The sequence below is a fragment of the Dickeya fangzhongdai genome (assembly GCF_002812485.1).
GTDB classification, from domain to species: Bacteria; Pseudomonadota; Gammaproteobacteria; order Enterobacterales; family Enterobacteriaceae; genus Dickeya; species Dickeya fangzhongdai.
Genome location: NZ_CP025003.1, coordinates 1,350,911 through 1,368,767, shown reverse-complemented (window position 1 = coordinate 1,368,767; position 17,857 = coordinate 1,350,911). Strand labels below are relative to the sequence as shown.

The 17,857-nt window shown below is 55.6% G+C and carries 11 protein-coding genes; 9 read left to right on the top strand and 2 right to left on the bottom strand.

Annotated elements, in window-relative coordinates; translation table 11 throughout:
* The first annotated feature begins 691 nt into the window (after window positions 1–691).
* From CVE23_RS06285 to rcsB, 3 genes are read left to right on the top strand one after another with little or no spacing between them, the layout of a single operon-like run.
* Window positions 692–1,876, top strand: coding sequence for an MFS transporter (locus CVE23_RS06285; protein WP_100849128.1), 1,185 nt, complete (start codon window positions 692–694; stop codon window positions 1,874–1,876).
* Window positions 1,877–1,880: 4 nt separating this feature from the next.
* Window positions 1,881–4,550 (top strand): phosphotransferase RcsD, encoded by a 2,670-nt coding sequence (gene rcsD, locus CVE23_RS06280; RefSeq protein ID WP_100849127.1) that lies wholly within the window; start codon window positions 1,881–1,883, stop codon window positions 4,548–4,550.
* 6 nt (window positions 4,551–4,556) lie between these two features.
* Complete coding sequence (gene rcsB, locus CVE23_RS06275) at window positions 4,557–5,207, top strand: response regulator transcription factor RcsB (RefSeq protein ID WP_013316908.1); 651 nt, start codon at window positions 4,557–4,559, stop codon at window positions 5,205–5,207.
* A 57-nt stretch (window positions 5,208–5,264) separates the two neighbouring features.
* Here rcsB and rcsC read toward each other — a convergent pair whose 3' ends face one another.
* A complete protein-coding gene (gene rcsC / locus CVE23_RS06270) occupies window positions 5,265–8,129 on the bottom strand; it encodes a two-component system sensor histidine kinase RcsC (protein WP_100849126.1) in 2,865 nt (954 codons plus the stop codon).
* Window positions 8,130–8,253: 124 nt separating this feature from the next.
* Entirely contained in the window at window positions 8,254–10,887 is a 2,634-nt protein-coding gene (gyrA, locus tag CVE23_RS06265; protein ID WP_038918225.1) for a DNA topoisomerase (ATP-hydrolyzing) subunit A, read from the bottom strand.
* Between the two features lie 283 nt (window positions 10,888–11,170).
* On the opposite strand from gyrA, the gene ubiG reads away from it, so the two are divergent.
* From ubiG to CVE23_RS06235, 6 genes are all read left to right on the top strand, one after another.
* Entirely contained in the window at window positions 11,171–11,929 is a 759-nt protein-coding gene (gene ubiG / locus CVE23_RS06260) for a bifunctional 2-polyprenyl-6-hydroxyphenol methylase/3-demethylubiquinol 3-O-methyltransferase UbiG (protein ID WP_225622646.1), read from the top strand.
* A gap of 558 nt (window positions 11,930–12,487) precedes the next feature.
* Complete coding sequence (gene nrdA, locus CVE23_RS06255; protein WP_100849125.1) at window positions 12,488–14,776, top strand: class 1a ribonucleoside-diphosphate reductase subunit alpha; 2,289 nt, start codon at window positions 12,488–12,490, stop codon at window positions 14,774–14,776.
* 176 nt (window positions 14,777–14,952) lie between these two features.
* Window positions 14,953–16,083, top strand: a complete 1,131-nt coding sequence (gene nrdB / locus CVE23_RS06250) for a class Ia ribonucleoside-diphosphate reductase subunit beta (protein WP_038661112.1) — start codon at window positions 14,953–14,955, stop codon at window positions 16,081–16,083.
* A gap of 5 nt (window positions 16,084–16,088) precedes the next feature.
* Window positions 16,089–16,349, top strand: coding sequence for a class I ribonucleotide reductase maintenance protein YfaE (yfaE, locus tag CVE23_RS06245; RefSeq protein ID WP_038661115.1), 261 nt, complete (start codon window positions 16,089–16,091; stop codon window positions 16,347–16,349).
* Between the two features lie 134 nt (window positions 16,350–16,483).
* The gene (locus CVE23_RS06240; RefSeq protein ID WP_038918222.1) at window positions 16,484–17,398 is read left to right on the top strand and encodes an SPFH domain-containing protein; all 915 of its coding nucleotides are present in this window, start codon (window positions 16,484–16,486) and stop codon (window positions 17,396–17,398) included.
* Window positions 17,399–17,403: 5 nt separating this feature from the next.
* Window positions 17,404–17,853: an NfeD family protein gene (locus tag CVE23_RS06235; RefSeq protein ID WP_188726094.1), complete on the top strand. Its 450-nt coding sequence runs from the start codon at window positions 17,404–17,406 to the stop codon at window positions 17,851–17,853.
* Window positions 17,854–17,857 lie beyond the last annotated feature (4 nt).

Genomic DNA, 17,857 nt, shown 5'->3' with positions numbered 1-17,857 from the left:
TTGAATAACGTCACCCAGAGGTTGGAGCCAGATTCATGGTGATTTATCTCAAATTGCGGCAGACATCCCAAAACGATTGCGATAATTCCTATTTCCAATTCTGGATTGCCGCAACGCCAAATAACCCCACGCTTAATCCACAATAAAAACAGGGTTTAGATTATTCTTTATCACGCCTTTTTATTTGCAGGCTTCCGCCATAAAAAGTATCCACAATATAAAAAATTTCGTCGCTTTTTATTTTATTTTTTGACGAAAGATGACTCAAGGTAACGTATTGTCATGTCGGCATATCAGACCGGGGAACGCCACATCAGGCAGCATGGCGCTCAGCGAATAATCCCGGGCGGATGGACATATTCCTTCATCAACGATAATTCATCTCGTTTATATTTTCTGATTTTGTTCACCGCACAGAATGAAAAAGCAATCCGATGAAATTAGCATTAAGTGACAAAATTCTTACGACCGACAGTTCTAAAATTTTTCTCGCTATCATCAAATTCTTCATTCCGCTTTATCATAAATTACCTTCTCATTGCCGGGCTTGTCCCGGCATTTTTTATCTGCGAGTTTATTGTGGAACCCTTCCCGCATTTTCTGTCGACAAGACACATCCTCTTTCGATAAAACGTCGCAATTGTGGTAAAAATACCCCTCTGTCAGGTTCAGCGACGATAGTTATTCAGCAATGAGTTCAACCTTGAGTTCCTCCACGCTTGACCAGTCACAGCGACTGGACGACAAAGCGGTACAGTTCGCCACACGGGCGGTGTTTTTCATCACGGGCGCGGCGATGTCGGCCTGGGCGCCGCTGGTGCCGTACGCCAAATCCCGCCTTAACATCAACGACGCGTCGCTGGGAATGCTGCTGCTGATGATTGCCATCGGCTCGCTGACCGCCATGCCGCTGGCCGGCGTGCTGAGCGCGCGCCTGGGATGCCGCCGGGTAATGCTGTCCGCAGCCGCGCCGTTGTTTGTGGTGTTGCCGGCCCTGACGCAGGTTTCCACATTGCCCGCTATGGCGGTGTTGCTGTTCCTGTTCGGCGCGGCGATTGGTCTGCTGGATGTCACCATGAATATTCAGGCGGTGGTGGTTGAGCAGGCCAGCAAAAGGGCCATGCTGTCCGGGTTTCACGGCTTTTACAGCGTCGGCGGCATCGCCGGTGCGGGCGGCGTCAGCGGCCTGTTGTGGCTTGGTTGTTCGCCGTTATGGGCGATCATCATCATGGTGCTTCTGCTCCTTCTGTTGCTGCTGTGCGGCACGCATCGCCATTTGTTGCATGGCTCGGGTCACGCCGAACGCTCCCCGCTGTTTGTGCGGCCGCGCGGCGTGGTGATGACCATTGGCGCGCTTTGCTTCATTATGTTTCTGGCGGAAGGCGCGATACTGGACTGGAGCGCCCTGTTCCTCAGCGGCGAACGCGGGCTTGACTCCCGACTGGCGGGCGTTGGCTACGCCGCCTTTTCCATCGCCATGACGCTGGGGCGCCTCAACGGCGACCGGTTAACGCAGAAGCTGGGGCGCTACGTCATGGCAGCCGGCGGCAGTTTATGCGCCGCACTCGGCCTGTTGCTGGCGATTGCGGTGGATAACCCGGTTTCCGCGATAACCGGGTTTATCTTGGTCGGCCTGGGCGCCTCCAACGTGGTGCCGATTCTGTTCTCGGCGGCAGGCAGACAGCGGATCATGCCCGCCGGGCTGGCCGTTGCCTCAGTCAGCACTCTCGGCTATACCGGTATTCTGACCGGTCCGGCGCTACTCGGCTTCATCGCCCAATGGAGCAGCCTATCGCTGGCTCTGGGCCTTGTCGCAATGTTGCTGCTGGTTGTCAGCCTCAGTATCCGTCCTCTTACCCGTTCATCAGGAGCCTGATTTCATGCCTGCGGCTATCGTGCGTTTTTTCCTGCTGTTTATTCTGTTGCTGCTGCTGATGACCGGCGCTTACAGCTATAACTACGTCAACAGCTGGATGACGGAGAAAAAATCCGCCCTGACAGACACTGCGGAAGGAATGCAAAAGCGCATCGATGCTTACCGCTTCTTTACCGATCAAATCTACAAAAATCTGATCAGCGATCCGACACCGCCCGATACTCCCAACATCAATCTGATTACGCTGATGCCGAATGTGTTTTATGTCGAGAAAAGCGGCCACAAAACGGATGCCTTGATTTTCGGGCCGCACGACAAAACCACGCTCGGCGCCATGCACCGGATATCGCAATATCTGGACGTCCTGTGGGGCGCGAAAACCGATATCTACTCGATGTACTACCTCAATGGGCAGGACAACAGCCTGACCATGGTCTCCACCCAGCCGCTGAAAGATATCTCGTCACAGTTCCGCGGCAGCTACCTCTCATCGATGGTGGAATCGCGCAAAACCGAGATGCTGCAGCAGGCGAATACGCTGGATGAACGGGAAAGCTTCTCCCCCTTACGCAAGCTGCGTTTTTACAACGACTATTACTTTACCCTGCGCACGACGTTCAATCAGCCTGGGCATCTGGCTACCGTCATTGCGTTCGACTTGTCTATCAACGATCTGATCCCGCGCAATATGTCGCGGGACAGTTTCATGCTGCGCCAGCAAACACCGCCGGTAAACGCCGACGCCAGCGCGGATAACGACATCCCCACCGATATTCGCCGTGAAGGCGCGCTGCTGGAAATCTCGGCCCAGTTGATGAACTCGCCGATCAAACTGGTCTATGCCATTCCGTTGGGCCGGCTGGTGACCGATATGCTGCGCAACAATATCTGGGTGATTGCGCTCAATCTGGCATTGCTGGCTATCTCGCTGATGGGGGTCTACGCGTTGCGGCGCTACTACGCCCGGCCGAAGGATGACCTGTCCCATCACCTGAAAGAACAACAGCGAATGTACGGCGAGATCGTCAGCCGCATCCCGGTCGGGGTGCTGGTTTACGATTTCAGCAACAACAAGGTGATGGTGGCGAACGCGCTGGCGGAACGGTTATACCCGCACCTCAGCCTGAAGAAAATCTCCACTCTGGCGGAGGAGCATCAGGGCGTTATTCAGGCCACGGTGGATAACGAGATGTACGAGGTGCGCGTGTTCCACAGCCAGCACACGCCGTCGCTGTGCCTGTTCCTGCTGCGCGAACAGGATCAGGAAATATTGATTACCAAAAAGCTGCAGCTGGCGCAGCGGGAATTCGACAAAAACGTCTCGGTTCGCAAACGCCTGTTCCGCAACCTGAGCCAGGAGTTTAAGCAACCGCTGTCCGCCGTACACCAGTTGGCGCTGACGCTGCGCAAAACCGGCAACCCGCCAGAGCAGCAGAAAACGATTCAGGCGCTGATCGCCGAAACCAGCGGCGCCATCCGTCTGATGGAAAACATCGCCCTGCAGGCGCGACTGGAAACGGTGGAATGGCATCTGGTCCATGACTCGTTTTCACCGCTGACGCTGATTGACGATTTGATGCTGGAATTGCTGCCGCGTATCCAGCAAAAAGGGTTGAAGCTGTTCAATCATTACAAGCTCGACCCGCGCCAGACCTATCTGGGCGACAGCGAATTGCTGAAGAAAACCTTGTCGCTGCTGCTGGACTACTCCATCACCAATACCGACTACGGCAAGATCACCCTGTCCTGCGAGCCTTCGGCGCATACCCCCGAGCAGTTGCTGATCCGCATTAGCGATACCGGCACCGATATTTCCGGTATGGAGCGGGACAATCTGGTGCATCCGTTCGCTACCACGCCGCTATCCGATCGCTTCCGGCACAATTCCGGATTAACCCTATTTCTATGCAATCAACTCTGCAACAAACTAGGGGGTCAACTGCAAATCAACAGTCGACCAGGACTCGGCACCCAGTACGTGCTGACCTTGAAAATGCAGCCGGACCCGCTGCCTGCGGAAGAAGATGAGAAATTATTGGACGACATCACGCTACTCCTGAACATTACCTCGGATGAGGTACGTACCATTGTTAGCCGTATGGTGAGCAACTGGGGCGCGGATGTCGTGGTATATGACGAACGACTAGTGAGTCAGGATGCGGAAATCACGATTACCGACGATCCCAGCCGGATGGCCGACGATACCTTGCTGGTGACCAGCGACGATACGATGCTGGTGCCGCTGGGGCATCGCCGCCTGCGTACCAACTACAATGTCAGCCAGTTACTGCTGGAAGGTCTGCTGAAACTGATCGAACAGCAACTGGATACTTCTCCGGACGATCCCCTGCCTGAAGAGCAGGACGATATCGGCTTCTATGTCCGTCAGTTACGCAACAGTGACTACTATTCCTTGTTTGTTGATACAGTACCGGAGGATTTAAAGAGACTATATACTGAGACCCAAGATGGCGATTTTTTGTCACTTGCGCAAACAGCACACCGCCTGAAAGGTGTCTTTGCCATGCTGAATCTTCATCCCGGCAAGCAGTTATGTGAAGCGCTGGAAAAGCTTATTACCACCCAGGATCGCGCGCAGATAGAAGCCAACCTTCAGCAGATCGAAGGTTTTGTCACAGCATTGCTGCAGCCCGGTGGCCAACAATATGAGTAAAAAACAATGAGCAATCTAAACGTAATTATTGCAGACGATCATCCTATTGTTTTGTTTGGCATTAAAAAGTCGCTGGAACAAATCGAATGGGTTAACGTCGTGGGTGAATTCGAAGACTCGACAGCCCTGATTAACAATCTTCCCAAACTTGACGCCAATGTTCTGATCACCGATCTATCCATGCCGGGGGATAAATACGGCGACGGCATTACCCTGATCAAATACATCAAGCGCCATTTCCCGCACCTGTCGATCATTGTACTGACCATGAACAATAATCCGGCCATTCTCAGCGCAGTGCTGGAGCTGGATATTGAAGGGATTGTCCTGAAACAGGGCGCGCCAACCGACCTGCCCAAAGCGCTGGCCGCGTTGCAGAAAGGCAAAAAATTCACGCCGGAAAGCGTCAGCAAGGTGCTGGAAAAAATCAGCGCCAGCGGTTACGGCGACAAGCGCTTGTCCCCCAAAGAAAGCGAGGTTTTACGCCTGTTTGCCGAAGGGTTCCTGGTTACTGAAATCGCCAGAAAACTCAATCGCAGCATCAAAACCATCAGCAGTCAGAAGAAATCGGCCATGACCAAACTGGGTGTGGATAACGATATCGCCCTGCTGAACTACCTCTCCTCGGTCGGCGTGTCGCCGTCTGACAAAGAGTGATTCACCTACCGGCGAGCGGGTGACCTGCTCGCCGGCCTTCCCCCAAGCCGGCCTGAGTTACGACTGAACCGGCTTGTTCTGCCTGACCAGATTACTGTAATACGACAGCGACTGCTGCAACGTATCCAGCGTCACCGGTTTAGACAGACAATTATCCATACCGGCTTGCAGACAGCGCTGCCGTTCTTCCGCCAGCGCATTGGCGGTGACGCCGATTACCGGCAACGTCTGCCCCATTTCCCGCAGCCGCTGGGTAAAACGGTAACCGTCCATATTCGGCATGTTGACGTCGGTAAGGATAATATCCACCGGATTCTTCGCCAGCACATCCAGCGCATCCAGCCCGTCATTGGCCGTAATGACCTGATACCCCAGCGAACCGAGTTGATCGGCCAGCAAACGGCGGTTAATCGGATGGTCATCCACCACCAAAAGGCGAATATCGCTGTTTTCGGTACGATTGTAACTGACGGACGGCAGGGACAGCGTCTCTGCGGACAATTCATCCTCACCCCGATAAATACGTTGCAGCAACACCGGCAATTCGTGCAGCGCGGCCGTACTGTACAGCCAGTACCCCGCCCGAACCTCCTGTGCGGCGCCAGCCTGCATACCGCTAATCTCCACGCAGGCGTGCGCATTTGGCAGCGTATCCGGCACATGATCACAAATCATCACGTCATCTTTACCGACGGGCTGCCCTTCTTCGTACCGCTGCGCATCCAGACCGCAGGCATTCAGCAAGCCCAGCAGATAGCGCTCCATCAGCGCATTACGAATCTGTAACCAGCAGGTTTTCCCCTGTAAATCTGGCACCTGCAACGTCTGCGGGTAGTGAGCGCGGTAAAGCGGAATGCGAATGCCGAACTCACTGCCAAGCCCCGGTTCGGATTCAATGGTGATGTCCCCATCCATCAGGCTGACCAGCTTTTCACAAATCGCCAGCCCCAGCCCGGTACCCTGAAAGTGGCGTTGAACCCCGGTCCCGGCCTGAAAGAAGGGGTCAAACAATTTCATCACCGCACGGGTATCGATACCGACGCCGGTATCCCGTACCTTGAACACCAGGTAACCGTCATCGCAACACGCCACCTGGAACACAATACAGCCGGTATCGGTAAACTTGATGGCGTTACTGAGCAAGTTGCTCAACACCTGCTGCAACCGCACCGCATCGCCCATCAACCGCAAGGGTACGTTAGGATCGATATAGCAATACAGCACCAGCCGTTTTTTCACCACCAGCGGCAGGTAGTTACTCACGATATGGTTTATCACCTCACGCGGTGCAAACTCACTGGGCTCAATCTTCAGCTGTTCCGACTCGATCTTGGAGAAATCAAGAATATCGCTGATGATCTTCAGCAGCAGCGCCGAGGAGTTTTGCATCGCCGTCACCAGCCGGTTGGCATCCGATGGCAGCGATTTCGTTTGCAGCAAATCCAGATTGCCGATGATGCCATACAGCGGTGTGCGTAATTCATGGCTGACGGTCGCCAGGAACATCGACTTGGACTGGCTGGCCTGCTCGGCGGCGTTGGCCATCTCCTGCAACGACTCTTCCATACGTACACGAGCGCTGACGTCGAGCAGCACGCAGATGGCCACGTTCTCGTTACGGTAGCGCGAATGCACAAAACTGATTTGCAGATGGTGATTGCGCCCGGTCACCACATCCAGCGATTTGGATTGCTGCTCGCAGATGATGCGCACAATGCGCACCCGGTCTTCATACGTCAGCAGGCTGAGATAGTTATGCGCCAGTTCGTTGCTGATAATATTAGTGCCGTCGCTGATCCTCAGAATGCAGATGCCTACCGGCGCCGACGCCACGATCTTGCGGTTAAACTGTTCGTTCTCTTCCAACTGAAACGCGTTGCGCTCCGCCGGCCGAAAAATTTTACGCTCAAACAGTCGGGTCAATAAAAACAGACAGATAGCCGATGCCAGATTCAACAACGCAATATTGATGATCAGCGTATTGAGCGACATCAGAATCACTTCCAGCGGCAGCGAATACACCACGGTCATCGACGTAGGCGGCAGCGCCTTCTTCATCAACAAGGCGCCGTAGCCATCGCTGTAGCCAAAGTAGTTGTTCGAGTCCGGGTAATGGCTAAGGCTATTGCCGGACTGGCTGTCGGTAAACTGCAGCAGAACCCGGTCATTCTGATCCAGTAATCTGACGCTGAACGGCAGGTCGCCATTCAACATGAAGTCATCCAGCCGAATACTCTGTTCGATCCCCATCATGGTCACCAGATGGTTATCCACATACACCGGCGTCAGCGCGTACAGATACCCCGCATCCGGCGTCGGGCCGGGCGTCACCCAAAACAGGCTCTCCTCGCGACGATTCCCCGCCCGATTGGATTTCTGATTCTGCAACCGTTCCTGCACGCTCTTCATCAGGCTATCGCTATCCAGCGACTGATTGCGAATGCCAAAATCGACAATGCACTGCTGACTGCTGTCGACAAAAAAGATGCGGTTAAGGTCATAAACCGACGAGAAATCATCATGCCATTGTTCAAAAAAGCTAGTCAGCGACTGTAATTGAGCGGGGTTCTTCTCATACTGTTCGCCACAGTCAAAGGTGGACGACAGCGGATAAATAGAGAACGGCGTCTTTTTGGCGGCGGCGCCGCGTTCCCGTGGCGCGACAGGCGCGCCGAATCGGTTAGCGGCAATGTACCGCAGCTCGCGCGCCACATCGGTGGTATGGCGAATATACCCCAGCGATTGTTCGAAATTGAGGGAGAAAATCTGTCGCAGATGCGATTCCCGTTGATTCAGTTCCTTATTCACGTAAAAAACCGAAATCAGTGCGCCCAGAATCCACAGCGTGGTCGCCAGCGCCCGGAACATATACCGGGAGACTTTAAGGGTGGTCTGAAAAGAAGCGATAACTTTCAAAGGCATACCGTAAAGGTTGTCAGCACGGGAAAATCAGGTCGGGATCAGTCGATACAGTACCGATCCTGCATAAAAAAAGCCAGCGCGTCGGGCGCTGGCTCTGGAAGGTCATCATCGGCGGATGAAGGGGTTATTCATCGTCTGCCGGCGTATCGTCATCGTTCTCCGGTTCATCGATGTCCTCTTCCGGCAGTTCGCCGTCAACCGGCACCACGCTGTCGAGTTCATCGTCTTCCACCGGCTCAGCCACACGCTGCAGGCCAACCACTCGCTCGTCCTCAGCGGTACGAATCAGCGTCACGCCCTGAGTATTACGACCAACGATGCTGACCTCGGATACACGAGTACGCACCAGCGTACCGGCATCGGTGATCATCATGATCTGATCGGCGGAATCGACCTGCACCGCGCCGACCACCTTACCGTTGCGCTCGCTCACCTTGATGGAGATAACACCTTTGGTAGCACGGGATTTCACCGGATACTCGGTGACGGCGGTACGCTTGCCGAAGCCATTCTGCGTCACAGTCAGAATATCGCCTTCGCCACGCGGCACAATCAGCGACACCACCAGATCGTCGTCCTGCAGGTTGATGCCGCGCACCCCGGTAGCGGTACGTCCCATAGTACGTACAGCCGATTCGGAGAAACGCACCACCTTGCCTTCGGCGGAGAACAGCATCACTTCATTGCTGCCGTCGGTCAGGTCGACGCCAATCAGCTCGTCGCCGTCGTTGAGATTAACAGCGATGATACCGGCGCTGCGCGGACGGCTAAACTCAGTCAGCGCGGTCTTCTTCACCGTACCGCTGGCCGTGGCCATGAACACGTTCATGCCCTCTTCGTACTCGCGCACCGGCAGAATGGCGGTAATGCGTTCATCCTGCTCCAACGGCAACAGGTTGATGATCGGACGACCGCGGGCGCCGCGGCTCGCTTCCGGCAACTGATACACTTTCAGCCAGTAGAGACGGCCACGGCTGGAGAAGCACAGGATGGTGTCGTGGGTATTCGCCACCAGCAGCCGATCAATAAAGTCCTCTTCCTTGATGCGGGCGGCGGATTTGCCTTTGCCGCCACGACGCTGAGCTTCATAGTCGCTCAGCGGCTGATACTTGACGTAACCCTGATGCGACAAGGTCACCACCACGTTCTCTTCGGAAATCAGATCTTCGATATTGATGTCGGCGCTGTTATGGGTGATCTCGGTACGACGCGCGTCGTTGTACTGCTCGCGGATCGCCTCCAGCTCTTCGCGGATCACTTCCATCAGACGTTCAGGACTGCGCAGGATGAACAGCAGTTCGGCGATCTGCTCCAGCAGTTCCTTGTATTCATCCAGCAGTTTTTCATGTTCCAGACCGGTCAGTTTCTGCAGACGCAAATCCAGAATCGCCTGCGCCTGCTGTTCGGTCAGGTGATATTTACCCTCGTGGATGCCGAACTCCGGCTCCAGCCATTCCGGACGCGCAGCGTCATCGCCGGCGCGCTCCAGCATGGCGGCCACGCTGCCCAGCGCCCACGCCTGCGCCACCAGCGCGTTTTTGGCTTCGGCCGGGGTAGAAGCATGGCGGATCAGCTCGATGATCGGGTCGATATTAGCCAGCGCAATCGCCAGACCTTCCAGGATATGGGCGCGTTCGCGCGCTTTGCGCAGTTCGAAAATGGTACGACGCGTCACCACTTCGCGGCGGTGACGGACAAATGCCGCCAGAATTTCCTTGAGGGTCATCAGCTTCGGCTGGCCCTGATGCAGCGCCACCATGTTGATGCCGAACGACACCTGCATCTGAGTCTGGGAGTACAGATGGTTGAGCACCACCTCGCCTACGGCATCGCGCTTGATTTCAATCACGATGCGCATGCCGTCCTTGTCGGACTCGTCACGCAGCGCGCTGATGCCTTCAATGCGCTTCTCTTTTACCAGCTCGGCGATCTTTTCAATCAGTCGCGCCTTGTTCACCTGATAAGGGATTTCATGCACGATGATGGTTTCACGGCCGGATTTGGCGTCCGCCTCCACTTCGGCGCGGGCGCGGATATACACTTTGCCGCGGCCGGTGCGGTAGGCTTCTTCAATGCCGCGCTTGCCGTTGATGATGGCGGCGGTCGGGAAGTCCGGCCCCGGAATATGGGTCATCAGCCCTTCGACGCTGATGTTTTCATCATCGATATAGGCCAGACAGCCGTTAATCACTTCCGTCAGGTTATGGGGCGGAATGTTGGTCGCCATCCCCACCGCGATCCCGGAAGAACCGTTGACCAGCAGGTTGGGGATACGGGTGGGCATCACGTCCGGGATCTGCTCTGTGCCGTCGTAGTTAGGCACAAAATCCACCGTCTCTTTATCCAGATCGGAAAGCAGTTCGTGGGCGATTTTCGACATGCGCACTTCGGTATAACGCATCGCCGCGGCGGAGTCGCCGTCGATGGAACCGAAGTTGCCCTGGCCGTCCACCAGCATGTACCGCAGCGAGAACGGCTGAGCCATACGCACGATAGTGTCGTAAACCGCGCTATCACCATGCGGGTGATATTTACCGATAACGTCCCCGACCACACGGGCCGATTTTTTATAAGGCTTGTTCCAGTCGTTACCCAGCACACTCATCGCGTACAGCACGCGGCGGTGTACCGGCTTAAGACCATCGCGAACGTCCGGTAACGCACGCCCGACGATGACGGACATGGCGTAATCCAGATATGAACTTTTCAGCTCTTCCTCGATGTTGACCGGTGTAATTTCTCTGGCTAGGTCGCTCATGGAGCCGCTATCCCTCTATTCACATCTACCCGATTTTAAAAGGTGGAAAATCATATCATAAACCGGGGTTTCAGGGGAAACTTCGCGCCGGTTTCCTGACGTTTCTTTCATGAGGCGTCTCGCATTTTGTTACTGCAATGTTACCGCCATCACAAGGTACGGAAACCACGACGCTATCGTTAGCGACTACAACAACCGCCTTCCGCTCGTTATACTCGCCTCAGTCAATATTGATGAAAGGTGATCACTCTGCATGAACACAGACGCCATGAACACAGACACCATGAATACAGACGCCACAAATGCAGGCGCCGCTAATCCTGATGCGCTGAAAACATCCGCCCCGACCCAGAACGTCGACCACGATGAAATCGCCAAATTTGAAGCCGTCGCCTCGCGCTGGTGGGATCTGGAAGGCGAATTCAAACCGTTGCACCGCATCAACCCGCTGCGTCTGAATTACATTCTTGAACGCGCCGGCGGCATTTTCGGCAAGCAGGTGCTGGATGTCGGCTGCGGCGGCGGCATTCTGGCCGAAAGCATGGCGCGGGAAGGCGCGCGCGTCACCGGGCTGGATATGGGCGGCGAACCATTACAGGTAGCCCGGCTGCACGCGCTGGAAAGCGGTGTTCAGGTCAGTTACGTGCAGGAGACGGTGGAAGCCCACGCAGACGCCCATGCCGGCGCTTACGACGTGGTGACCTGCATGGAGATGCTGGAACATGTGCCGGACCCGCGCTCAGTGGTGCTGGCCTGCGCCCGGCTGGTCAAACCCGGCGGCCATGTCTTTTTCTCCACCATTAACCGCAACGCCAAAGCCTGGCTGATGCTGATTGTCGGCGCCGAGTACCTGACCAACATGGTGCCGCGCGGCACGCACGACATCAAAAAGTTCATCCGCCCGGCGGAACTGCTGGACTGGGTGGATCAGACGCCGCTGCGTGAACGCCATATGATCGGCCTGCACTATAACCCGCTGCTGGACAGCTTCCGACTCGGCGCGAATGTCGACGTCAACTATATGATCCACACCACACGATGACCCACACCACAAGATGATCCATACCACACGCCTTGGCTGAATCTGTCAGGCGCAGGTCGGAACATTCTGGTTTCCCAATACCCCGGCCGGTGGATAAAACCACCGGCTTTTTTATCGCCAGAGAATAAGTTTTCAGGCATAAACCACGCCGTATCCGCTCCCTGACGACATATCAATCTCAGATAATTCTTAATTACTTGTCTGAAACACGGTTTTGATCAGGCAGATAGTTTTGCCACCGGATAAGAAACCGGCGGTTGATCAATTTTTTTATTTTTTCTCCCCTCGCGGTTGACAAAAAAGGAAGCCGCGCAGTGGCTGGGATTTAGCGCGCTTGTAACATTTATTCCCTATGTTATCCACAAGAGGAAGCCGTTTTGCTCACTTGCAATGCGGAAATTTTCACATTATCTTGTTATCAAAAACCGCCCCACCCCCTATATATAGTGTTTACTTCTGACAGAAAACACTATTTTTTTATTTGCGTTTTTTGTAAATAAAAAGGCGGGTGAGCCAAGCAAAACAAAATACGTGTCAAAAAAACAGGTGCTACGCCACATGAACCAGAGTCTACTTGTTACCAAACGCGATGGCAGTAAAGAACGCATCAACCTGGACAAAATCCACCGGGTAATCACCTGGGCAGCAGAAGGGTTACACAATGTCTCGGTTTCTCAGGTAGAACTACGTTCCCACATCCAGTTCTACGACGGCATCAAGACCGCCGATATCCACGAAACCATCATCAAGGCCGCCGCCGACCTGATCTCCCGCGAAAGCCCGGACTACCAGTATCTGGCCGCGCGTCTGGCCATCTTCCATCTGCGCAAAAAAGCCTACGGCCAGTTTGAACCGCCGAAGTTGTATGACCACGTAGTGAAAATGGTCGAAATGGGAAAATACGATCGCCATTTGCTGGAAGACTACACGGAAGACGAATTTGCTCAGATGGACGCTTTCATCGATCACTGGCGTGACATGAATTTCTCCTACGCGGCGGTAAAACAGCTGGAAGGGAAATATCTGGTACAAAACCGCGTGACCGGTGACATCTACGAAAGCGCCCAGTTCCTGTATATTCTGGTCGCCGCCTGCCTGTTCTCCGGCTACCCGCGCGAAACCCGTCTGGACTATGTAAAACGCTTCTATGACGCGGTATCGACGTTCAAAATTTCGCTGCCGACGCCGATCATGTCCGGCGTGCGCACCCCGACCCGCCAGTTCAGCTCCTGCGTGCTGATCGAGTGCGGCGACAGCCTGGATTCCATCAACGCCACCTCCAGCGCGATCGTGAAATACGTCTCCCAGCGTGCCGGCATCGGCATCAACGCCGGCCGTATTCGAGCGCTGGGCAGCCCGATCCGCGGCGGTGAAGCGTTCCACACCGGCTGTATTCCGTTCTACAAACATTTCCAGACCGCGGTGAAATCCTGCTCGCAGGGCGGGGTGCGCGGCGGTGCGGCCACGCTGTTCTACCCGCTGTGGCATCTGGAAGTGGAGAGCCTGCTGGTGCTGAAAAACAACCGCGGCGTAGAAGGCAACCGCGTGCGTCACCTCGACTACGGCGTGCAGCTCAACAAGCTGATGTACCAGCGTCTGGTCAAAGGCGAAGACATCACGCTGTTCAGCCCGTCCGACGTGCCGGGGTTGTACGACGCCTTCTTCAACAATCAGGATGAATTCGAGCGCCTGTACGTGAAATACGAGCGGGACGACAGCATTCGCAAGAAGCAGCTCAAGGCGGCGGAACTGTTCTCGCTGATGATGCAGGAACGCGCCTCCACCGGCCGTATCTATATTCAGAACGTCGACCACTGCAACACGCACAGCCCGTTTGATCCGCTGGTCGCTCCGGTGCGCCAGTCCAACCTGTGTCTGGAAATCGCGCTGCCGACCAAACCGTTGGAAGACGTCAACGATGAAAGCGGCGAAATCGCGCTCTGTACGTTGTCGGCTTTCAACCTGGGCGCCATCAGTTCGCTGCACGAGCTGGAAGAACTGGCGACATTGGCGGTACGCGCGCTGGATGCCCTGCTCGACTATCAGGACTACCCGATTCCGGCCGCCAAACGCGGCGCGATGGGCCGCCGTACGCTGGGCATCGGCGTGATCAACTTCGCCTACTATCTGGCGAAACACGGCGTACGCTACTCCGACGGCAGCGCCAACAACCTGACGCACCGCACCTTCGAAGCGATTCAGTACTACCTGCTGAAAGCCTCGAACCAGCTGGCGCGCGAACAAGGCGCCTGCCCGTGGTTTAACGAAACCACGTATTCGCAGGGCATTTTGCCGATCGACAGCTACAAGCGCGATCTGGACAGTATTTGCAGCGAACCACTGCATCATGACTGGGAAGCGCTGCGTAAAGACATCCAGACCTATGGCCTGCGCAACTCCACGCTGTCGGCGCTGATGCCGTCTGAAACCTCGTCGCAGATTTCCAATGCCACCAACGGCATTGAGCCGCCGCGCGGCCATATCAGCGTCAAAGCGTCGAAAGACGGTATCCTGCGTCAGGTCGTGCCGGAGTACGAAACGCTGAAAGACGCCTACGAGCTGCTGTGGGACATGCCGTCCAACGACGGTTATCTGCAGCTGGTGGGTCTGATGCAGAAATTCGTCGATCAGGCGATTTCCTCCAACACCAACTACGATCCGGCGCGTTTCCCGTCAGGAAAAGTGCCGATGACCCAGTTGCTGAAAGATCTGCTCACGGCGTATAAGTTCGGGTTGAAAACCCTCTATTACCAAAACACCCGCGACGGCGCCGAAGACGCTCAGGATGACCTGCTCGACACCGCGCCGCAGGATGACGGCTGCGAAAGCGGCGCGTGCAAGATCTAAGTACGACGCCGGGGAAATCCGCGACAGCGGGTTTCCCCGGCATGACGATATTCCTAATCCTGTCGCCGCTGCCCTGCCGATAGCGCCTGGCGCAGCGACGACGCAACCCGCTCGGGTTGCCAAAAGTTTAACAGCGCCGCCTTACGGGTCGCGCTGTTGGCTTGTTTGGAGAAATCATGGCCTATACCACTTTTTCACAGAATAAAAACGATCAACTGCTGGAACCGATGTTTTTCGGCCAGCCGGTTAACGTGGCGCGTTACGATCAGCAAAAATATGAAATTTTCGAAAAGCTGATCGAAAAACAGCTTTCGTTCTTCTGGCGCCCGGAAGAGGTGGACGTCTCCCGCGATCGTATCGACTATCAGGCGCTGCCGGAGCACGAAAAACACATTTTTATCAGCAATCTGAAATACCAGACGCTGCTGGACTCCATTCAGGGACGCAGCCCGAACGTGGCGTTGCTGCCGCTCATCTCCATCCCGGAGCTGGAAACCTGGGTGGAAACCTGGGCGTTCTCGGAAACTATCCACTCCCGTTCCTATACCCACATTATCCGCAACATCGTCAACGATCCGTCGATTGTGTTTGACGACATCGTTACCAATGAGGAAATCCTCAAACGGGCGAAGGACATTTCCGGGTTCTACGATGAGCTGATTGAACTGACCAGCTACTACCATTTGCTGGGAGAAGGCACCCATCAGGTCAACGGCAAAACCGTGGACGTCAACGTGTATGAGTTGAAGAAAAAACTCTACCTGTGCCTGATGAGCGTCAACGCGCTGGAAGCCATCCGTTTCTACGTCAGCTTCGCCTGCTCCTTCGCCTTCGCCGAACGCGAGCTGATGGAAGGCAACGCCAAGATCATCAAGCTGATCGCTCGTGACGAAGCGCTGCACCTCACCGGCACCCAGCATATGCTTAACCTGATGCGCGCCGGCCAGGACGACCCGGAAATGGCGCAAATCGCCGAAGAGTGTCAGCAGGCATGTTACGACCTGTTCGTACTGGCCGCTCAGCAAGAAAAAGAGTGGGCGGAATACCTGTTCCGCGACGGCTCGATGATTGGCCTGAACAAGGACATCCTGTGCCAGTACGTGGAGTACATCACCAATATCCGTATGCAGGCGGTTGGCCTGCCGCTGCCGTTTGAAACCCGCACCAACCCGATTCCCTGGATTAACGCCTGGCTGGTATCGGACAACGTGCAGGTGGCGCCGCAGGAAGTGGAAGTCAGCTCCTATCTGGTCGGCCAGATTGACTCGGAAATCAACACCGACGACCTCAGCGACTTCCAACTGTAACCACGATGACCGCCTCCACCGTGACGCTGCGCCTCTCCGGGGCGCAGTTGCTCTGCTCCGATGAACACACCTCCTTACTGGAAGTGCTCGAATCCCAGCGGGTGCCGGTCGAATATCAGTGTCGTTCCGGCTATTGCGGCGCCTGCCGGTTGCGGCTGACCAAAGGCAAGGTCGCCTACCGGGAAACGCCGCTGGCCTGCCTGCAACGGGGCGAAATCCTACCCTGCTGCTGTATGCCGCTGGACGATATCGAACTGGATATGTAACCGTACGTCATACCATTGCAGCCCGCTTTTCGTGCGGGTTCGCATAATCCCTTGTTCGCCCGCAACTTTGCTACGCCGGTTATGTCATCCTGCGTTACACTCTCCACAGGAAAAAACCACGGAGAGCAAAGCACATGCTGACATTTATCCCGGTTCTGATTGTCGTCGCGCTGGTCCTTGTCTGGTCCGGCATCAAAATCGTGCCTCAGGGTTACCAGTGGACGGTGGAACGTTTTGGCCGCTATACCCGCACCCTGATGCCCGGCCTGAATCTGGTGGTGCCGTTCATGGACCGCATTGGCCGCAAGATCAACATGATGGAACAAGTGCTGGAAATTCCCTCGCAGGAAATCATCTCCAAGGACAACGCCAACGTCACCATTGATGCGGTTTGCTTTATCCAGGTGGTGGACGCTCCACGCGCCGCCTATGAGGTTAGCAATCTCGAACTGGCCATCATCAACCTGACCATGACCAACATTCGTACCGTACTCGGTTCGATGGAACTGGACGAAATGCTGTCCCAACGCGACAGCATCAACACCCGGCTGCTGCATATCGTGGATGAAGCCACCAACCCGTGGGGCATCAAGGTCACCCGTATTGAAATCCGCGACGTGCGCCCCCCCGCCGAACTGATCGCCTCAATGAACGCCCAGATGAAAGCGGAACGTACCAAGCGCGCGGATATTCTGGAAGCGGAAGGAGTCAGGCAGGCGGCCATTCTGAAAGCCGAAGGGGAAAAACAGGCGCAGATTCTCAAGGCCGAAGGGGAACGGCAATCCGCCTTCCTTGAAGCCGAAGCCCGCGAACGCGCCGCCGAGGCCGAGGCCCGCGCCACCCAGATGGTGTCCGAAGCGATTGCCGCCGGCAACATTCAGGCTATCAACTACTTTGTGGCGCAGAAATACACCGACGCGCTGCAAACCATTGGCAGCGCCAACAACAGCAAAGTCATCATGATGCCGCTGGACGCCAGCAACCTGATGGGCACCATCGGCGGCATCAGCGAACTGATTAAAGAAAGCCAGGCGGACCGGAGAAAATAATCATGATGGCGCTGCTGGTGCTGGAAAATGCCCACTGGTTCTGGCTGTCGCTCGGTGGGCTGCTGCTGGCGGCTGAAATGCTGGGCGCCGGCGGTTATCTTTTGTGGAGCGGCATCGCCGCGCTGCTTACCGGGATTCTCGCCTGGTTGCTGCCGCTGGACTGGACATGGCAATGCATCGCCTTCGCCGTGCTGACGGTGGCGGCGGCGCTGCTGTGGTGGCAATGGCTACGTCGGCGCATCGAAAAGCAACCGCCTCCGGTGCTCAACCAACGCGGCCAACAACTGATTGGCCTGCATACTACGCTGACCGAACCGCTGGTTAACGGCTTCGGTCGGGTAAGCATCGGCGACAGCAGTTGGCGGGTACAGGCGGAACAGGATTTGCCCGTCGGTACCGTGGTGGAGATTATCGCCGTGGAAGGCATTACGCTGCGAGTGCGGCCGCATACCTGATACG

What these genes read in the sequence shown, in the direction of transcription:
- CVE23_RS06285 (WP_100849128.1), top strand. Translation starts at nt 692, where the DNA reads ATGAGTTCAACCTTGAGTTCCTCCACGCTTGACCAGTCACAGCGACTG.
- rcsD (WP_100849127.1), top strand. Translation starts at nt 1,881, where the DNA reads ATGCCTGCGGCTATCGTGCGTTTTTTCCTGCTGTTTATTCTGTTGCTG.
- rcsB (WP_013316908.1), top strand. Translation starts at nt 4,557, where the DNA reads ATGAGCAATCTAAACGTAATTATTGCAGACGATCATCCTATTGTTTTG.
- rcsC (WP_100849126.1), bottom strand. Translation starts at nt 8,129, where the DNA reads ATGCCTTTGAAAGTTATCGCTTCTTTTCAGACCACCCTTAAAGTCTCC.
- gyrA (WP_038918225.1), bottom strand. Translation starts at nt 10,887, where the DNA reads ATGAGCGACCTAGCCAGAGAAATTACACCGGTCAACATCGAGGAAGAG.
- ubiG (WP_225622646.1), top strand. Translation starts at nt 11,171, where the DNA reads ATGAATACAGACGCCACAAATGCAGGCGCCGCTAATCCTGATGCGCTG.
- nrdA (WP_100849125.1), top strand. Translation starts at nt 12,488, where the DNA reads ATGAACCAGAGTCTACTTGTTACCAAACGCGATGGCAGTAAAGAACGC.
- nrdB (WP_038661112.1), top strand. Translation starts at nt 14,953, where the DNA reads ATGGCCTATACCACTTTTTCACAGAATAAAAACGATCAACTGCTGGAA.
- yfaE (WP_038661115.1), top strand. Translation starts at nt 16,089, where the DNA reads ATGACCGCCTCCACCGTGACGCTGCGCCTCTCCGGGGCGCAGTTGCTC.
- CVE23_RS06240 (WP_038918222.1), top strand. Translation starts at nt 16,484, where the DNA reads ATGCTGACATTTATCCCGGTTCTGATTGTCGTCGCGCTGGTCCTTGTC.
- CVE23_RS06235 (WP_188726094.1), top strand. Translation starts at nt 17,404, where the DNA reads ATGGCGCTGCTGGTGCTGGAAAATGCCCACTGGTTCTGGCTGTCGCTC.